We start from the raw sequence: 16,526 nt of genomic DNA on the forward strand, positions 1-16,526 counted from the left end.
GAGGACCGATGATCTATCAACGCGCCTGCGACATCGTCACCGACGAGGTCTTCCTCGAGCTGGACGGCTTTCTACCGGACAGCCAGCTCTTCCTGAAGCTGGAGGGGATGAACCCGGCCGGGTCGGTGAAGCTCAAGTCCGCGCTGGGCATGGTGGAGGACGCGGAACGCAAGGGCAGGCTCCTGCCCGGCGGCCGGATCGTGGAATCCTCCTCCGGCAGCCTCGGCATAGCCCTGGCCGTCATCGCCGCCGCCCGCAGGTACCACTTCACCTGCGTGACCGACCCGAACATCTCCCCCCAGAGCCTGGTCCTCATCCGGTCCCTCGGAGCCGAAGTCGTCCAGGTCACGCGGCGTGACCACAACGGCGGCTTCCTCGGCACCCGGATCGCCCACATCCACGGGATGCTCGACGCGGACCCGGCCCTGGTATGGCTCAACCAGTACGCCAACCCCGCCAACGCCGAAGCGCACGCGCGGCGGACCGCAACCTCGATCCTGAAGAACATCGGAGAGGTCGACGTCCTGCTCGTTGGCGCCGGCACCACCGGCACGCTCATGGGCTGCACACGGCACTTCCGGGCGTTCTCACCCCGGACGAGGATCATCGCGGTGGACACCACCGGATCGGTCACCTTCGGCGGCCCTCCCGCTCCGCGCTACATCCCCGGTCTCGGCACCAGCAGACGACCCGAACTGTGCCGCCCCGACCGGGTGGACGACATCGTCCTCGTCGACGAGCCCGACGCCGTCCGCATGTGCCGGCGCCTGGCCCGGGAACACGGGCTGCCTGCCGGAGGCTCCACCGGCTCCGTTCTCGCGGCGCTGGAAGCGATCGCGGATCAGATCCCCGCGGGCTCGCGCGTCGTGGCGGTCTCCCCGGACATGGGCGACCGCTACGTCCAGACGATCTACGACGACATGTGGGTGGCCGAGACCCTCGGCACCGACGTCCTCGACGGCTCCCGCACACACCCGGTTGCCGTGTGACCAGCCGTCGGCGATCCCGCTCCAACCAGTAACCGAGAGAAGGGAAACCCACATGTTCGACTTCCACGTGGTGGGTGGAACCGCCCTGCGCTCCCTCATCGACGTCTCCCGCCCGGACATCGTCGAGACGGTCCGCTCCGCCTACCTCACCCACGACGCCGGTGACTCGGTCAACCCGAACAGCTACTTCCTGCGCTTCCCCGGGAAGCCGGACGCCCGCATCATCGCGCTGCCCGCCCACCTCGGCGGAGACCACGGCGTCAGTGGCATCAAGTGGATAGCCAGCTATCCCCGCAACATAGAACGGAACATTCCGCGCGCCTCCGCCACGCTGCTCCTCAACGACTACGAGACGGGCTATCCCTTCGCCTGCCTGGAGGCGTCCCAGATCAGCTCGGCCCGCACCGCCGCGTCCGCCGTCCTGGGCGCCCAGGAGATCACCGGCGGACGTGTGGCGGACCGGATCTGCCTGGTGGGTGCGGGAGTCATCGCGCGCAACATCGCCGAGTTCTTCGCCGCGCAGTCATGGTCCGTGGGCCGTTTCGTCGTCCACGACCAGGAAGCGTCCTACGCCGCCGCCCTCACCCGGCGCATCACCGAACTGGGCTACCGGGCCGAGCAGGAGGACTCCTTCGAACGGGCCACGGCCGACAGCGACATCGTCGTCTTCGCCACCACCGCACCCGAACCCTGGGTCACCCGGACCGACGCCTTCGCCCCCGGGCAGACCGTGCTGAACATCTCCTTGCGGGACCTGGGCCCCGAACTCATCGCCGGCGCGCAGAACATCCTCGACGACATCGACCACTGCCTGACCGCCAACACCTCCCCGCACCTGGCCGAACAGCAGCTCGGCCACCGCGACTTCATCGACGGCACTCTCGCACAGGTGGTGCGCGGCAAGGTCACTCCGGCGGCCGACCGGCCGCGGATCTTCTCGCCCTTCGGGCTCGGCATCCTCGATCTCGCGGTGGGACACCGCCTCTACCAGCAGGCCGTAGAGAAGGGGCTCGCCACCTCCGTGCCGGGCTTCTTCGGCGAGACACAGCGCTGGAGCTGACGCACGCGCTCACCCGCCTGCCCGACGAAAGGCACCCGTCATGCCGCACAGCACCGCCACCACCACCCTGGCCCACGCCCCCGCACGCGAAGCGGCTCTCGCCGCCCTCGCCGCCGGCCACGCCCAGCGCTTCCCCTGGTACCGCGACTTGCTCGTGCACCGCGGCGCCCTGGGCTCCGGAGACCTCTCCGACCTCCCTCTCATCGGCACCGACCTGCTCGGCGCGCACTACTACACCGCGGAGCACCCGCATCTGCCGGACGCCTCCGCCTACCTCACCTCGGGAACCTCCGGCGGACGGCGCAAGCGCATCCTCTACTCCCCCTCAGACGACGACGCCTACGTGGCCCAACGTCGCGAGCTGTTCGCGGAGTTCACCAGGACCGTACCGCGTGGCGCGGTCGCGGTCGCCGACCTCGGTACCGGCCACGCCGCGGCCTCGGCGCGACGCGTCTTCGTGCAACTCGGCTTCGAGGCACACGACATCGACTTCACCCGGCCTGTCGACGAGCACGTGGCGAAGCTCAACGCGTGGCGCCCCGAGGTGTTCTTCACGATGCCGATGATCCTCGACCGGTTGCTGCAGGCCCGTCCCGGCCTCGACATCCGGCCGCGAAAGATCATGGTCGTGGGTGATGTCGCGCCCCCGGCCTGGCGCGCCCATGTCGCCGAACGGTTCGGCCTGCTCCCACAGGACGTCCTGGACGTGTTCGGCTCCATCGAGATAGGCGCCATCGCGTACTCGTGCGCGGACACCGGCCTCTACCACTTCCACGACCACATCCTTCCCGAGGTTCTGCCTCCCGGGGACCTGTCCGGTCTCTCCGCGAACGACCGGGTCCCGGCCCGGCAGGAAGGCAGCGGAGCGCTCCTGCTCACCTCTTTCACCCGCGGCTACTTCCCCGCCGTCCGCTACGTGACCGGCGACTCCATCACCGGACTGCGCCGCATCCGGCACGCCGGCCGCGAGGTGTTCGCGTTCGAACGCATCGACGGACGCCTCTCCGGCGACCTCAAGCACGGCGAACGGATCAGCAACCACGACCTCGCCCAGATCATGGCCGAGGTCTTCCCCGGCCACCCCTTCGAAGCGGCCGATGACGAGGGTCTGGTCATCCGGGTCGTCGCGGACGCGGTCGGCGCCGAGCAACTCGCCGCGGTCCGCGCAGCCGTCGACCGGCAGGCCCCGGACGTCGCGCAGATGATCGCGTCGGGCCTGGTCGGCCCGGTCCGCGTCACCGCCGTCCCACCGGACAGGCTGCGGTCCGGCCACGCCAAGCGCCGCCTCGACCTGAAGGAGGGCTGACCCGTGTGCGGAATCGCCGGATCGGTGTCCCTGGGACACGCTCCCGTGCACGCTCCCTACGCGTCGGCCGCCTGCGCTGCCATGGCGCATCGAGGCCCCGACGAGACGGGCTCCTTCGTCACGACCGAGGCGGCCCTGGCGATGTGCCGGCTGAAGGTCATCGGCCTGCATGACGGCTCCCAACCCGTCTTCAGCGACGACCGCAGTGTCGTGTGCGTCCTCAACGGCGAGATATACAACCACCAGGAGCTGCGCGCCTTCCTCGCCGCCCGGGGCCGCCCGGTGCGGGGCGGCAGCGACGCCCAGGTGCTGCCCCACCTCTACCAGGAGCTGGGTGAGCAGTTCGTCGAGCGGCTCCACGGCATGTTCGCCGTGGCCCTCTACGACACCCGCCTGCGCCGGCTCGTCCTGGCCACCGACCGGGTCGGCAAGAAGCCCCTGTTCTACGCGACGCCGGCCGACGGCGGGGTGGCGTTCGCCTCCGAGCTGCCCGCTCTGATGCTGCACCCCGGCATCAGCCGGGACACCGACCCCGTCGCGATCGACCAGTACCTGAGCTACCGGGTGGTCCCCGCGCCGCACACCGTCTACCGGCAGGTGCGCAGACTGGAGCCGGCGACGACGCTCGTCTTCGAGCCGGGCCGCCCCGAACGCCGCCGCACCTACTGGCAGTTCGCCTTCACCGCCGAGCTGGCCGACATGCCGGAGCAGGAGATCGACGACCGGATCGACGCGCTGCTCCAGCAGGCGGTGCACGACCGGCTGGAGTCGGAGGTGCCGCTCGGCGCCATGCTCAGCGGCGGGCTCGACTCCAGCCTGGTGGTCGCCATAGCCACCCGGCAGCTCGGCCGGCCGATCCACACCTTCTCCGTCGGCTTCGAGCACGCCGCGTTCGACGAGTCCGTGCACGCCCGCGCCGTGGCCGAGCACTGCGGCACCCGGCACCACACGTACCGGATCGGTGCCTCGGACGCGAAGGAAGCCGTCGACACCATCCTCACCCACATGGGAGAGCCCTACGCGTTCCCCTCCGCGATCGCGGCGTCCTGCATGTACAAGCTGGCCAGGCAGCACGTCACCGTGGTGCTGACCGGCGACGGATCCGACGAGATCTTCTGCGGGTACGGACGCTACCAGCGCCTGCGCGACCTGCGGGGCGGTGGCGACCTCGCCGACCGCTACGAGCGCGTCCTCGTGGACGGCGTGCCCCAGGCTCTCAAGAACCGGCTGTACACGGCCGGCTTCGCCGACCGGATCCCGGGGCATCCGCACAACTACCTCCGGGCCCGCTTCGATCGCACGGACCCCTCGGTTCCCGACCTGGACCGAGCGATGCAGGTCGACAGCGGATTCTGGCTGTCCGACGCGCAGTTGGTGAAGATCGACAGGATGTCGATGGCACATTCCGTGGAACCCCGCAGCCCACTGCTCGACCACCGGCTCATCGACTACACCGCCCGCATCCCCGCGGCCCGCAAGCTGATCGGTGCCCAGGAGAAGGCCCCGCTCAAGCGTGTGGCAGCCCGCTACCTGCCCCGCCAGATCCTTCAGCGCCGCAAGCAGGAGCTGGCCGTGCCCCTGGAGAGCTGGCTCGGCACCGAGCTGCGGACCACCATCACCGACACGCTGCTGTCCGAAGCCTCCCTGGAACGCGGCTACTTCCACCCGGACGCGCTGCGCTCCGTGGTCCGGACGTTCCGCCCGGAGCACAGCTACGCGCTCTGGACGCTCTACATGCTGGAGCGCTGGCACCACCTCCAGGAGGACAGCGAGGCCCGTGAGACGGCGGCCGTCGCCCACGCCTGATGAAACGTTGACCGTGTCCGCTGCTCAGGCGGCCCCGCGCACCCCCGCACGCTCGCACCGCGACACCCGCGAAGGAGTGTTTTCATGTCATCACCAGCCTTAGTCCTGAACACCCCGCCCATGCCGGCCGAGGCCGTCCGCCTCAAGCCCGTCTTCGACGCCGACCGCCTCCTGCGCGAGCTCACCTCCGTACGTGAGCACACCTGGGACCAGCAGCGCGTCTACACCGAGGACGGCGTCGGCGCCGCCACCGAGGTCGACTGGCGCTGCCTGGCCCTGCGCAGCCCCGGCGGCGACGGAGACCGCACCGACCCGGGCGGCCCCGGCCCGCAGGACTTCGCGGACACCGTGTGGCTCGACCGCATCCCGTACGTCCGTGAGGTGCTGGAGTCCATCCCGGCCCCGCTGCACGCCGTCCGGTTCATGGCCCTCGGCCCCGACACCGTCGGCATCGACCACACCGACCCCAAGTACGGGCCGCGCTGGGGCGTCGCCCGGCTGCACGTGCCGGTCGTGACCAACCCGGACGCCGTGCTCGTCCTCGACGGCGTGGAGCACCGGTGGCAGCCGGGAGAGTTCTGGTTCGGCGACTTCAGCCGCACCCACCGGGTGCAGAACACCGGGACCGACCCCCGCGTGCACCTGGTCGTCGACGTCCTGGTCACTCCCGGCCTCGCGACCCTGTTCCCGCAGGCCTGGCAGGCGTACTTCCGCGATGGCGAGATCCTCTTCAACCGCCAGGAGTGCCCGCAGACCGCCGGCGAACGGCGCCGGTTCGCCACCCGCTTCCCCGTCCCGGCCACGTTCCACCTGTGGGAGGACGACACACCCCTCTTGGCCGACCTGCCCCGGGAGACGGCGACGCTGGCCGAGGACGGCGACCGGATGACGCTCCGGCTGCCCGGTGACCGCGTCTTCGCACTGGTACACCTCGGTGACAACGAGTACCGCCTCGCCGGCTGGAGCGAGGAGCGCACACTCCAGGTCTTCCCCGACGGGCCCGACCCCAGGGTCGTCCTGCGTACCCGTGAGGGCGGCCGGGTCCACGAGCTGACCGTGGTCGCCGAACGCCTCGCCGCCTGAGCCACCGCCGAGCGGGGCGCGGCAGACCCGCGCCCCGCCCCGACCTAGGGAAACCATGACCGCCTTCCGCGCCAGCAGCGCACCACCCGCGACGGACGCCGCCGAAACCGACCGGCCCGCCGTCATCGTCATCACCGACCTGGTCGTCCTCTCCAAACACCTGCGCCTGCTCGACGCGGCCGAACAGCGCTCAGTGGCACCCCTGTTCGTCTTCGGACCCGAGACACCCGCCGACGAGCTGGCCCGGCACCGCCGCGACCCCAAGCACGCGCTGTCCCGGGTCGCCGACGACGACCTCCGGCACATCGCGGACACCTCACTCGACACCCTCCTGCGCACCGTCGCGCCCTGGCTGCGCGACCGCCCGGTACGCGCCGTCCTGAACGTCGGCGAGGTCTTCGTGGACGCTGCCGGAGCCCTCGCCCAGACCCTCGGGCTGCCCGGCCCCGGCACCCACGCCGCGCGTGTCTGCCGCAACAAGCTGCTGCAGCGGCTGGCCGCCCCCGCCCTGGCACCGCGCTGGACCCTCCTGGACCCGACCCGCGTCACCGGGGCGGAGGACTGGGACGTCTTCCCCGCCGTCCTCAAGCCGGCCTCGCGCATGTCCAGTTCGGGCGTGCGCGCGATCACCGGACCGCACGCCATCCCCCCGCTCCTGCCTCAGTACGGTCCCGACGAACTGCTTCTGCTGGAGGAGCGGATCGCCGGCCGGGAGTTCTCCGTGGAGACGCTGGTACGCGACGGAGCCGTGCTCTGGGCAGGCATCACGGCCAAGGACACCAACGAATCCGACACGTCGTTCTTCACCGAGGTCGGCCACACCTCTCCCGCACCGCACCTCACCCCCGAGCAGGAGAAGCTGCTGCTCGACGCCAACACGGAATTCCTCGAAGCCGTGAGGTTCGGCACCGGCATGAGCCACACGGAGTTCCGGCTGACCGCCGAGAACCGGGTGGTGCTGATGGAGGCCGCCGCGCGTCCGCCCGGGGACGCCATCACCCGCCTGTGGCGCCTGGCCACCGGCATGGACCTGGACGCCGCCCTGCTGGACCTGGCGCTCGGCGCCGAGCCGGCCACCACACGGCCACGGCGCCGGGCCCGGCAGATCTACCTCGACCATCCCCAGGGTCTCCTGGCAGATGTGACGGCCGAGAACACACCGGTCCACTGGGTCAGTGAGCAGGGCCGATGGCCGGACCTGCCGCCGGTCGCGGAGGGCGCCCCGCCCCGGGACCACGCGGTCCTGGTGAGCCGGCACCGGGGCGACCTGCTGGGCGCGCAGTCCGACTCCCAGGGCCGCTCGGTCTCCGTCGTCCTGGACGGCCCCCTCGACACCGACCTCGACAGCGCCGCACAGGACGCCGCCCGGCGGGTGACGATCCACACCACCGTGCGGTCCGCGCCCGCGGGAACCGCCGGGGAGGCCGTACGGTGACCGGGCATCCCACCACGGCGCCCGTCACCGACCGCACCGTGCACGACGCGGCGAACGCTCAGGCCCTGGCGCGCCTCGTCGAGGCCCGTCCCGTGCTGGAGACCGTCGCCCCCGCCGGCAGGGTCGTCCCCGGCATGACGGCCCGGACGATCCTCGTCTCCGGGCCGCCGATGCCGTGGGAGCGGTACGAGGGCGGCCAGCGCCGAGCCGTCATCGGCGCCGCCCTCTACGAAGGACTCGCCCGGAACGAGGCCGAGGCCGAGGCACTGCTCGCGGACGGCACGATCGCGGTGCGTCCCTCGCACGACCACGCGACCGTCGGATCACTCACCGGCGTGTGCACTGCGTCGATGCCGGTGGCCGTCGTCCGGGACGAGGCCTCCGGCCGCCGCGCGTTCTGCCGGATGAACGAAGGTCCCGACCGGGCCTCGCTCACCTTCGGGGTCTGGGACGACGGAGTCGGCGCCCGCCTGCGGCACGTCTGTGACGTCGTGTCGCCCGCCCTCGCCGAGGTCCTGGACCACTTGGGCGGAATCCCGCTGGGCCCGCTCATCCGGCGGGCTCTGGCCATGGGCGACGACCTGCACAGCCGGCACAGGGCCGCCGGTGCGATGTTCCGGACCACGGTGCTGAACGCCGTACTGGACATGTCCCGCAGCGGGGTCGCCGAACACCACCGGGCCCTGGCCGCGTATCTGAGCTCGGCCGAGTACCTCTTCCTGCACTTCGTGATGGCGGCGTCCAAGGCGGCCGCCGACAGCGCCTCCGGGATCACCGGCAGCACGCTCGTCACCGCGATGAACCTCAACGAGAAGGAGTTCGGCCTACGGGTCTCCGGTCTCGGCGACCGCTGGTTCACCGCTCCGCTCCCGCCCGTGTCCACGCTGCGCGGCCGGCTGTACGACGGCTGGACCACCGACGACCTGGCGTACGTCGGCGGCGAGAGCCTGATCACGGAGACGGTCGGCCTCGGCGGCATGGCGGCCGCGGCCGCCATGCCGCTGCAGGACCACTCCGCCGGCACGCCGCAGGAGATGATCCGTCTCACCGAGCGCATGTACCGGATCACGCTGGCCGAGCACCCTGAGTACCGCATCCCCTCCCTCGCCTACCGCGGCGTGCCGTGCGGCATCGACGTGATACGCGTCGCCGAGACCGGGATCGTGCCCGCGATCCATCTCGGCGCGACGCTGCGCGACGGCGGGCACGCCGGCGCCGTCCTCTTCCTACCCCCGCAGGCGCCCTTCCAGGAAGCCGCGCGGCTGTTGACCGCGCCGTCGCCTGCCACCACCACCGACACCCCAGCACGACCCGGAGATCCACTGTGACACCCTCGCCCCCCGCCCCTCAGGACACGAACGCGGCGTCCGCGGTCCCCACCGCGGACGGTACCGACCGGCCCGCCGCATCCGTCGCCCACCTCGGCCCGATACGCAGCTGGCTCGCCGTCATCGCCGTCGGCATGGGCGTCTTCGCCTTCACCACCACCGAGATGGTGCCCATCGGGCTGCTCCCCGCGATGAGCCGCGACCTGAGCGTCTCCGAGGGCACCGTCGGCCTGTCGGTGACCCTGTACGGTGCCATCGCGGGCTTCTTCGCCCCGGTGCTGACGGTGGCGACCCGCCGCCTCGACCGCCGCCTGCTCCTGTTGCTGGTGCTCACGGTCTTCGTCGCGGGCAACGCCTTCACCGCACTGTCGTCCTCATACGCCGTCCTCATGGTCTCGCGGCTGCTGACCGGCTTCGCCCACGGCGTGATGTGGTCGATCGCGGCGAGCATCGCCATCCGTCTGGTGCCGCCGACCCAGACCGTCCGGGCCACGGCGGTCGTTTTCAGCGGCATCTCCATCGCCTCCGTGATCGGCGTGCCGTTCGGCACCTTCATCGGCAGCCTGGCCGGCTGGCGTACCGCGTTCTGGGCGATCGCCGGCAGCGGCGTCCTGATCCTCGCCGCGGCGGCCTTCCTGCTGCCTCCCCTCGCGCCCCGCACGGTGGTGCGCCTGGCCGAACTGCCCAGGTTGCTGCGGGATGGCAATCTCCGCATCGCCACACTCGTCACGGCCGCCATGGTGACCGGCCACTTCGCCGCGTACACCTACGTCGCACCGTTCCTCGAACAGAACGCGGGCATCCCGTCCCACTGGGTCAGCGCACTGCTGCTGCTGTACGGCGTGGCCGGTGTCGTCGGCAACTTCGCCGGCGGCGCCGCCGCGGCGCGTGCGCTGCGCGCGACCACGCTCGCCTGCATCCTCCTGCTCGCCGCAGCCGTCAGCCTGCTGGTGGCCAACGGCCGATGGCACGTCGGCACGGTGATTCTGCTGGTGGTGTGGGGCATCGCGTACACGGCGCTGCCCGTGTGCCTGCAGACCCTCGTCTTCGCCAGCGCCCCCCAGGCTCCCGAGGCCGCGACTTCGCTGTACATCTGCGCCTTCAACGTCTCCATCGCGCTGGGTGCGCTGGCCGGCGGCTGGCTCGTGGACGCGTCCGGCCCGTCCGCGGTGATGTTCCTCGGCGCCGGATTCAGCGTGCTCTCCGCCCTGCTGATGACCCGGTACCGCGTCACGCGGTCTCAGTAGCCGCCGCCCCGGCGAGCGCGGACGTCCCCGCTGCCGGTGGCACCCCCCTTCGGAGGCATCCATGACACCACCCCCGGCCGGACCGCCGGTCGACCTGCGGTCCGACACCGTCACCCGTCCCGACGCGCGGATGCGGGAGGCCATGGCCCGCGCCGAGGTCGGCGACGACGTCCTCGACGGCGACCCCACCATGCGGATGCTGGAGGAGAAGGTCGCCCCGCTCCTGGGCACGGAGGATGCCCTGTGGGTACCCAGCGGCTCCATGGGCAATCTGATCGCGCTCTGTGTACATCTCGAACGCGGCGACCGCTTCCTCGCACCGGACCGCGCACACATCCTCGACCTCGAGGCCGGCACAGCCGCCTGGCTGGCCGGAGGCATGCCCCGTGCGCTGCCCTGGACCGCCGGCCCCGGCGTGCCCAGCCCCTCCGACGTGCCCCGGGCGGTCGCCCGCGGCGGACCGTACTTCGCACTGCGGGACCGGCTGCTGTGCCTGGAGAACACACACGGCGCGGCGGGCGGTACGGTCACCAGGCCGCAGGAGCACCGTCAACTGGTCGGCGCCGCCCACGCCGCCGGGCTGCTCGTGCATCTCGACGGCGCCCGCCTCTGGAACGCCGCGGTCGCCCTTGACGTGCCACCAGCGGATCTGGCCGAGGGCGTCGACTCCGTCCAGGTCTGTCTGAGCAAGGGGCTGGGCGCGCCGGTGGGTTCCGTGCTCGCGGGCAGCGCGGAAGTCGTGAAGGAGGGACGCAGGGTCCGCAAGATGCTCGGGGGCGGAGTCCGGCAGGGCGGAGTCCTGGCGGCGGCCGGTCTTGTCGCCCTGGAGCGCATCGACCGGCTCGCCGAGGATCACGAGCACGCCCGGCTGCTCGCCGCCGGGCTCGCCGACCGCGGATGGAAGACGGACGCCCCGCAGACCAACGTCGTCATGCTGCGGGTCGACGACCCGGCGCACACCGTGGCCGCACTCGCCGGGCGCGGCGTGCTCACCGTGCCCACGGACGACGGCGTCCGCATGATGACGCACTGCGACGTGTCGCGCCGCGACATCATCCGGGTCCTGGAAGCCTTCCCGCCGCCCGGCTGAGACCGACCGGCGACGGGAGCGCGGATCAAGAAGGGAGTCCTCCGGCCGGAGGCTGGGGGACGGGCCCCGGCCGGAGGCGGCGAGGAGGGAGAGAGCCATCGGCACGCACGCAGACACCGGCCGCTGGCGCGGCGGGCGCGGGCCCTGTCGCCGGTCGGTCTCAGCCCCGGACGCCGAGAGTTCCGACACGCCGCCGGCCACCGACCGCGAGCCATCCGTCGATCTTCACCACCGGGAGCCTCATGCTGTCGCGTACATCGCGCACTCGGACCCATGACATTGACGCGGCGCCACCATACCGGCCGCACGACGAGCCCGCGCGCCTTCCGGGTTCGGCCCGATCCGGCGCCCTGCCACTGGCAGGCGCCGTCGCCGGGGGCTCGGCGCTTGCTCTGGAGTCCGTGGTCAACGGCAGGCTCGGTGGACACGCCGGGGCCGTGGCCGCGGCCGCCTGGTCGAACACGCTCAGCCTGTGCGTCGCCGCTGCGGCCGCTCTCTTCCTGACAGGACTGCGGCCGGCGTCCACGGCACTGCTCACCGCGGTGCGGTCCCGCAGGCTGCGGCCGTGGCACTGCCTCGGCGGCGCCGCAGGCGGCAGCATGGTCCTGACGCAGGCGCTGACCGCCGCAGCGCTCGGTCCCGCCCCGTACACGCTGGCACTCGTCTCGGGTCAGACCCTGTCCGGAGTGGTGATGGACCATTTCGGCGTGGGTCCAGGCACGCCGCGCCGGGCCACCCGGCGTCGTCTGGCAGGCGGGCTCCTCGCCGTGTGCGCCGTGGCCACGCCGGCACTGACCGCCCCGAACGCGCGCCATACGCTCGTGCTCGCCGTCCTGCCGTTCCTCGCAGGCTGCGCCCTGTCCTGGCAGATGGCGGTGAACGGCAGGGTGGATGAAGCCGCCGGGAACCACCCGTACCCGGCGGTCCTCCTCAGCTTCGCCACCGGCACCGCCCTGATGGCCGCCGCCGTGGCGGCACTGGCGTCGTTCGACCGGCTGCCCCGGCCCCACTCCGGCCCACCCTGGCACTACATCGGTGGCCTGCTCGGCTGTGTGGTCGTACTGTCCGCCGTGCTGACCGTGCGCCGCATCGGTGTCCTGGCCGCGGGGCTCGGGATGATCACCGGTCAGGTGCTCACCTCACTCGTCCTGGGGCCGCTGACCGGGGAACCACTGACTCATCAGGGAACGGCAGCAGTCGGAGCGGCGCTGCTGATCGCCGCCGCCGTGCTGGCGGCTCCGTCCACTGCCTGAATCGGCCCCCTCCCGTCGGGAGGGGGCGAATCACACGCTTGGCAGAAGGGGAAACCGACCTCCTGTGGTATCGCAAGAACGCGCCATTCGCTCACGTCACTCCATCATCCGGGCCGCGGCCCAAGTGGTCGACCGCCACGGTCTGAGGGCCGCGACGCTTTCCAAGGTGAGCGCTGCGGCCGGCCTCTCCACGGGCGCGGTCTACTTCCACTTCGCCGGCAAGGAGGCGCTGGCCTCCGCACTGGAGCAGGAGGCGGGCCAAGCGCTCGACAGGCTGGCCGCCACCCGGGCACACGAGCCCGGGCCGGCACTGACAGCCCTGGTGGACATGACCCGTGAACTGGCCGAGCTGTTCAACCATGACGTGGTGGTACGGGCAGGGTTCCAGGTCAGCTGCGACCGGGCCGAAGGAGGCGTTCCCGTCCTGCGCCGTCGGCTGACCGCCCTCCTCCGGCGGCTGGTGGAGGATGCGCGGCGCGACGGGAGCCTCGCGCCGGACGTCGCCGTCGACGGCGTCGTCGCCAGCGTTCTCGCTGTCACCATCGGCGTCCAGATACTCGCGCGCCAACCGAGCCCATCACAGGAGACGTCCCACGTCCTGGAGCGCTTCTGGCAGGCCACGCTGCCAGGGCTGACTCCCGGTCTGCCGACGACGACACCCCGCAGCCCCCTGGTGGCCGACGACGGAGCGGGCGACTCGGCAGGATGACCGGCAGCCGCCCACGCGCCGCTCGACGGCACGACGCGTGGGAACGCCGAAGGCCCGGTCCGGGCGTACGACGCGGCTGCGCCCGGGGCGTTCCGCCCTGCGACTACGACGGACCGGCTCCCGCGTCGGAGCGGCCGACCCGGTGAAGCACCCGCTCGATCTGGCGGGCCAGACCCTCGGGGTCCTCCGCGTGCGCGAGGTGCCCCTGCCCCGGCATGGTGACGACGCGGGCACGGGGCAGAGCCGCCGCGAAGCCGGCGAACATGTCGCCGTAGGGCGGTACGCCTTCGTTGTCGCCTCCGAGCAGGAGGGTGACGGGCAGGTCGAGGCTCTCGAACGCCGACAGGTCGACAAGGTGGTCGTTGAGGGCCGCCAGCTCCCTCACCAACGGGGCGGCCAGCAGTCTGAGGACCTCCCAAGCGGCGCTCCGGCGCAACCGCGCCACGTACTCCTCGGAGAATCCCGACACGTCCCGGTTCACGATCTCCACGGCGCGATCCAGGTCGCCCGCCGCGGCAGCCTCCCGCAAGGCGTCCAGCGCTCCACGGCCGAAGGGCCGTGCAACGGGTTCGTAGAGAGTGAGAGAGTGGACGGCCCTCGCGCGTCGCGCCGCGGCCTCCAGCGCGACGAGCCCGCCGAGGCTCCAGCCGAACAGGTCCACCCCCTGCTCCGCGCTCTCATCGGCGACGAGCTCGTCGAGGACGCGGACCAAGTCGTCGATCTCCGTGGACATCGAGTAGTCCGGGCCGAGGGGACTGCTGGGCCGCCGACCACGTCGATTCAGTACATAGACCGGTCCGGCCTCGTCCAGCGCGTTCACAACTGGTTGCCACGCGGCGGCATCGGACATGACCCCCGGCACGATCAGCAACGGTCTGCCCGAACCGTCACGCCGGATGAGTGCGAGCCGGACACCTTCGCGTTCCACGAGTTTCAGCACTGTGCGGCACCTCTTGACGAATCTCCCCGCGAACGGGCATGCATGGCTTGGACAACGACATGGCTCAGCGGAGGAAACGGCAGGTTCCGGCCGTCGCTGTCGCGACGGGCGTGGGCAGGCGGTGAGCCACGATCCCGACCACCGGGGCTGACCAGGCCACCGGGCCGGGGGTCACGCTGCTGGTTTTCGCGACAGGAGGACTTGATGACAGGCAACCAAGGCGTCGGCGGCCAGGACTCCACCGATGCCCCGTCGGCAGCGTCCGCCGTGGCCGCGTCCAGCCGGACGGGGCAGCCGACCGTGGCGCAGTACGCAGTACAACGGCTGGCCGCGCTCGGCATCGAGCACGTCTTCGGCGTGCCCGGCGACTACGCGTTCGACTCCGCCGCTGAGGCCGTCAACGGCAGCGGCCAGGTCTCGTAACGCCAAGTCCGTGACACCGTCGCCACGACTGGTACTCAAGGTCCGCCGGATCTCACCGTGAGAGCTCCGCGCGAGCGAGTACGAGGCCATGCGCGCGATCTCAGCCTGGATCCACCGATGAGCAACGCGGTGCCGTGTTCCGCTGGAACGCCTTCGGGTTCAGCTCTTCTGAAGGGATTGTGAGGAGGAGGGCGGGAACCGAGGGGTTGTGGGGAGGCGTCCGTCTCGGCATGCAAGATCGATACCTCTATCTCGCTCGCCACGGTGAGGCCACACCCGACGAGCGAGAGCTCACCGGGGCTGGGCGACGGCAAGCGGAGCTGCTGGGCAAGCGCCTGCACGGCGTACCACTGACGGCCATCCATCACGGTCCGCTGCCCCGCGCAGCGCAGACAGCGCGGCTGGTCGGAGCGCAGTTGGGTGGGGTGCCGCTCCGCGAGTCCGAGGCGGCCGGCGACTACGTTCCGTACATCCCGGAGCGGCACGAGTTCCCACCGGAGGTCGCTGACGCCCTGTCGGCGCGTTTCGCCTCGGTGTCGGCGGAGGAGAGTGCACGCGGTGCGGAGCTGGCCCGTCAGGCGGTCAGGGACTTCACCGGGCCGACTAACCAGGGGGATGCACCTCGTCACGACCTTGTCGTCACCCACGCGTTTCTCATCGCCTGGCTGGTTCGCGCCGCGATGGACGCCCCGGCCTGGCGCTGGATGGGACTCAACCACGGCAACGCGGCACTCACCGTCATCCGCTACTCCCCAGCCCGGCCGGCGACCGTTCTGGTCTACAACGACATGAGCCATCTCCCAGACGACCTGCGTTGGACCGGGTTCCCCTCCCAGCTCCGCATGCCCTGCTGACGCTGAAGCGGCAATGGGTGCGGTTCGTCTCGTCCGTGCTCAAGTGGTGAGGGCGTAGGTGCGCTGGTCGGGCGCGGGGTAGCGGCGTTCGTGCTCGCGGGCGGCATGGAAGCGCCGGTAGGGGGCGAGGTCGCCGTTGGCTGGACACACCCTCTGACGGCTTCGGCTCCGTGAAGGCCCTGGCGGGCGCCGGTGAGGTCAAGGCGGTCGGCGATCAGGTCGAACTGGTGGCGGGCGCCGTCGACGAGGACGAGGACGAGGGCGAGGGCGACCCAGTCGGCCCACCGGTCCAGGACGGTTCCGCCGGCGGCGGCCAGGTCCCAGCCGCGGTGGGCGACGATGTCACATTCTCCAGCCCTGCCTCGTCTACCCGTTGGGTGCGGCCGTTCCGCTTGTGGGGCCGCAGCCGACGAGCGGGACACCGCGGTGCCCACGCGTCGGCTCGTGGCCCGATCCGACCAGCACTGCCCGGGAATCCTGAAGCGAAAGGGGAACGATCATGAAGGTCGTCATCGTGTGCGCCTCCGTGTCTCACGGCAACACGAAGAGGATCGCCGACGTCATGGGGCAGGTCCTGTCGGCCCCGGTCGTCGAGCCTGAACAGGTTGACCTGGCAGAACTCGCCACCTACGACCTCGTGGGATTCGGCTCGGGGATCTTCTCGGGAAAGTTCCACCCGCGGCTGCGCCACTTCGTCCGGTCGGTCCCCGAGGGGGAGCGGCGAAGGGCGTTCGTGTTCGCCACCAGTGGACTGCCGGAACCGCGGTTCCGGCCCTTCACCCGCCCCCTTGCGCGGCTTCTCGAGCAGAAGGGCTTCGAGGTGGTCGACGCCTTCTCGTGCCGCGGGTTCGACACCTGGCTTCCCTTCAGGCTCGTCGGCGGCATCAACAAGGCACGGCCTGACGCCGGCGATCTGGCGGCTGCGCGCGCGTTCGCCGAAGGGCTACGAGCGCGGGCCGGTGCGGTGTCCTGACCTTTTCGGTCAGCTGCGCCAGGTCATGAC

At 71.4% G+C, this 16,526-nt stretch carries 15 protein-coding genes and 1 pseudogene; 14 read left to right on the forward strand and 2 right to left on the reverse strand.

Going from position 1 to position 16,526, the window contains the following annotated elements:
* Positions 1–8 precede the first annotated feature (8 nt).
* From sbnA to ACSMTC_RS03670, 11 genes are all read left to right on the forward strand, one after another.
* Complete coding sequence (gene sbnA / locus ACSMTC_RS03620; protein WP_436558174.1) at positions 9–989, forward strand: 2,3-diaminopropionate biosynthesis protein SbnA; 981 nt, start codon at positions 9–11, stop codon at positions 987–989.
* A 52-nt stretch (positions 990–1,041) separates the two neighbouring features.
* Complete coding sequence (gene sbnB / locus ACSMTC_RS03625) at positions 1,042–2,049, forward strand: 2,3-diaminopropionate biosynthesis protein SbnB (protein ID WP_436558175.1); 1,008 nt, start codon at positions 1,042–1,044, stop codon at positions 2,047–2,049.
* Positions 2,050–2,089: 40 nt separating this feature from the next.
* Complete coding sequence (locus ACSMTC_RS03630; RefSeq protein ID WP_436558176.1) at positions 2,090–3,355, forward strand: phenylacetate--CoA ligase family protein; 1,266 nt, start codon at positions 2,090–2,092, stop codon at positions 3,353–3,355.
* A gap of 3 nt (positions 3,356–3,358) precedes the next feature.
* Positions 3,359–5,161: an asparagine synthase (glutamine-hydrolyzing) gene (gene asnB, locus ACSMTC_RS03635; protein ID WP_436558177.1), complete on the forward strand. Its 1,803-nt coding sequence runs from the start codon at positions 3,359–3,361 to the stop codon at positions 5,159–5,161.
* Positions 5,162–5,281: 120 nt separating this feature from the next.
* The gene (locus tag ACSMTC_RS03640; protein ID WP_436558178.1) at positions 5,282–6,244 is read left to right on the forward strand and encodes an aspartyl/asparaginyl beta-hydroxylase domain-containing protein; all 963 of its coding nucleotides are present in this window, start codon (positions 5,282–5,284) and stop codon (positions 6,242–6,244) included.
* 55 nt (positions 6,245–6,299) lie between these two features.
* Positions 6,300–7,679: an ATP-grasp domain-containing protein gene (locus ACSMTC_RS03645; protein WP_436558179.1), complete on the forward strand. Its 1,380-nt coding sequence runs from the start codon at positions 6,300–6,302 to the stop codon at positions 7,677–7,679.
* On the forward strand, positions 7,676–9,007 hold the full coding sequence (locus ACSMTC_RS03650) for a YlbE family protein (RefSeq protein WP_436558180.1): 1,332 nt from the start codon (positions 7,676–7,678) through the stop codon (positions 9,005–9,007). The genes ACSMTC_RS03645 and ACSMTC_RS03650 overlap by 4 nt, the downstream gene beginning before the upstream one ends.
* On the forward strand, positions 9,004–10,254 hold the full coding sequence (locus ACSMTC_RS03655) for an MFS transporter (protein WP_436558181.1): 1,251 nt from the start codon (positions 9,004–9,006) through the stop codon (positions 10,252–10,254). Before ACSMTC_RS03650 ends, ACSMTC_RS03655 begins: the two co-directional genes overlap by 4 nt.
* A gap of 61 nt (positions 10,255–10,315) precedes the next feature.
* Positions 10,316–11,344, forward strand: coding sequence for a threonine aldolase family protein (locus tag ACSMTC_RS03660; protein ID WP_436558182.1), 1,029 nt, complete (start codon positions 10,316–10,318; stop codon positions 11,342–11,344).
* A 242-nt stretch (positions 11,345–11,586) separates the two neighbouring features.
* Entirely contained in the window at positions 11,587–12,597 is a 1,011-nt protein-coding gene (locus tag ACSMTC_RS03665; RefSeq protein WP_436558183.1) for a DMT family transporter, read from the forward strand.
* Between the two features lie 64 nt (positions 12,598–12,661).
* A complete protein-coding gene (locus ACSMTC_RS03670; RefSeq protein ID WP_436558184.1) occupies positions 12,662–13,306 on the forward strand; it encodes a ScbR family autoregulator-binding transcription factor in 645 nt (214 codons plus the stop codon).
* Positions 13,307–13,409: 103 nt separating this feature from the next.
* Here the strand turns inward: ACSMTC_RS03670 and ACSMTC_RS03675 are convergent, their stop codons facing one another.
* Complete coding sequence (locus ACSMTC_RS03675) at positions 13,410–14,246, reverse strand: alpha/beta fold hydrolase (RefSeq protein WP_436558185.1); 837 nt, start codon at positions 14,244–14,246, stop codon at positions 13,410–13,412.
* 204 nt (positions 14,247–14,450) lie between these two features.
* Here ACSMTC_RS03675 and ACSMTC_RS03680 point away from each other — a divergent pair, with 204 nt between their 5' ends.
* Both ACSMTC_RS03680 and ACSMTC_RS03685 read left to right on the forward strand, forming a co-directional pair.
* Positions 14,451–14,669 carry a hypothetical protein gene (locus ACSMTC_RS03680; protein ID WP_436558186.1) on the forward strand — a complete coding sequence of 73 codons (219 nt, stop codon included), beginning with the start codon at positions 14,451–14,453 and terminating at the stop codon, positions 14,667–14,669.
* Between the two features lie 230 nt (positions 14,670–14,899).
* A complete protein-coding gene (locus tag ACSMTC_RS03685) occupies positions 14,900–15,523 on the forward strand; it encodes a histidine phosphatase family protein (protein ID WP_436558187.1) in 624 nt (207 codons plus the stop codon).
* 39 nt (positions 15,524–15,562) lie between these two features.
* On the opposite strand, the pseudogene ACSMTC_RS03690 reads toward ACSMTC_RS03685, so the two are convergent.
* Positions 15,563–15,768, reverse strand: a pseudogene (locus ACSMTC_RS03690) (ISKra4 family transposase); the annotation flags it as partial.
* Between the two features lie 254 nt (positions 15,769–16,022).
* On the opposite strand from ACSMTC_RS03690, the gene ACSMTC_RS03695 reads away from it, so the two are divergent.
* A complete protein-coding gene (locus ACSMTC_RS03695) occupies positions 16,023–16,496 on the forward strand; it encodes a flavodoxin family protein (protein ID WP_436558188.1) in 474 nt (157 codons plus the stop codon).
* The last annotated feature ends 30 nt before the right edge of the window (positions 16,497–16,526 follow it).

This window comes from Kitasatospora sp. HPM-01-4 (assembly GCF_051374625.1).
Lineage (GTDB): Bacteria > Actinomycetota > Actinomycetes > Streptomycetales > Streptomycetaceae > Kitasatospora.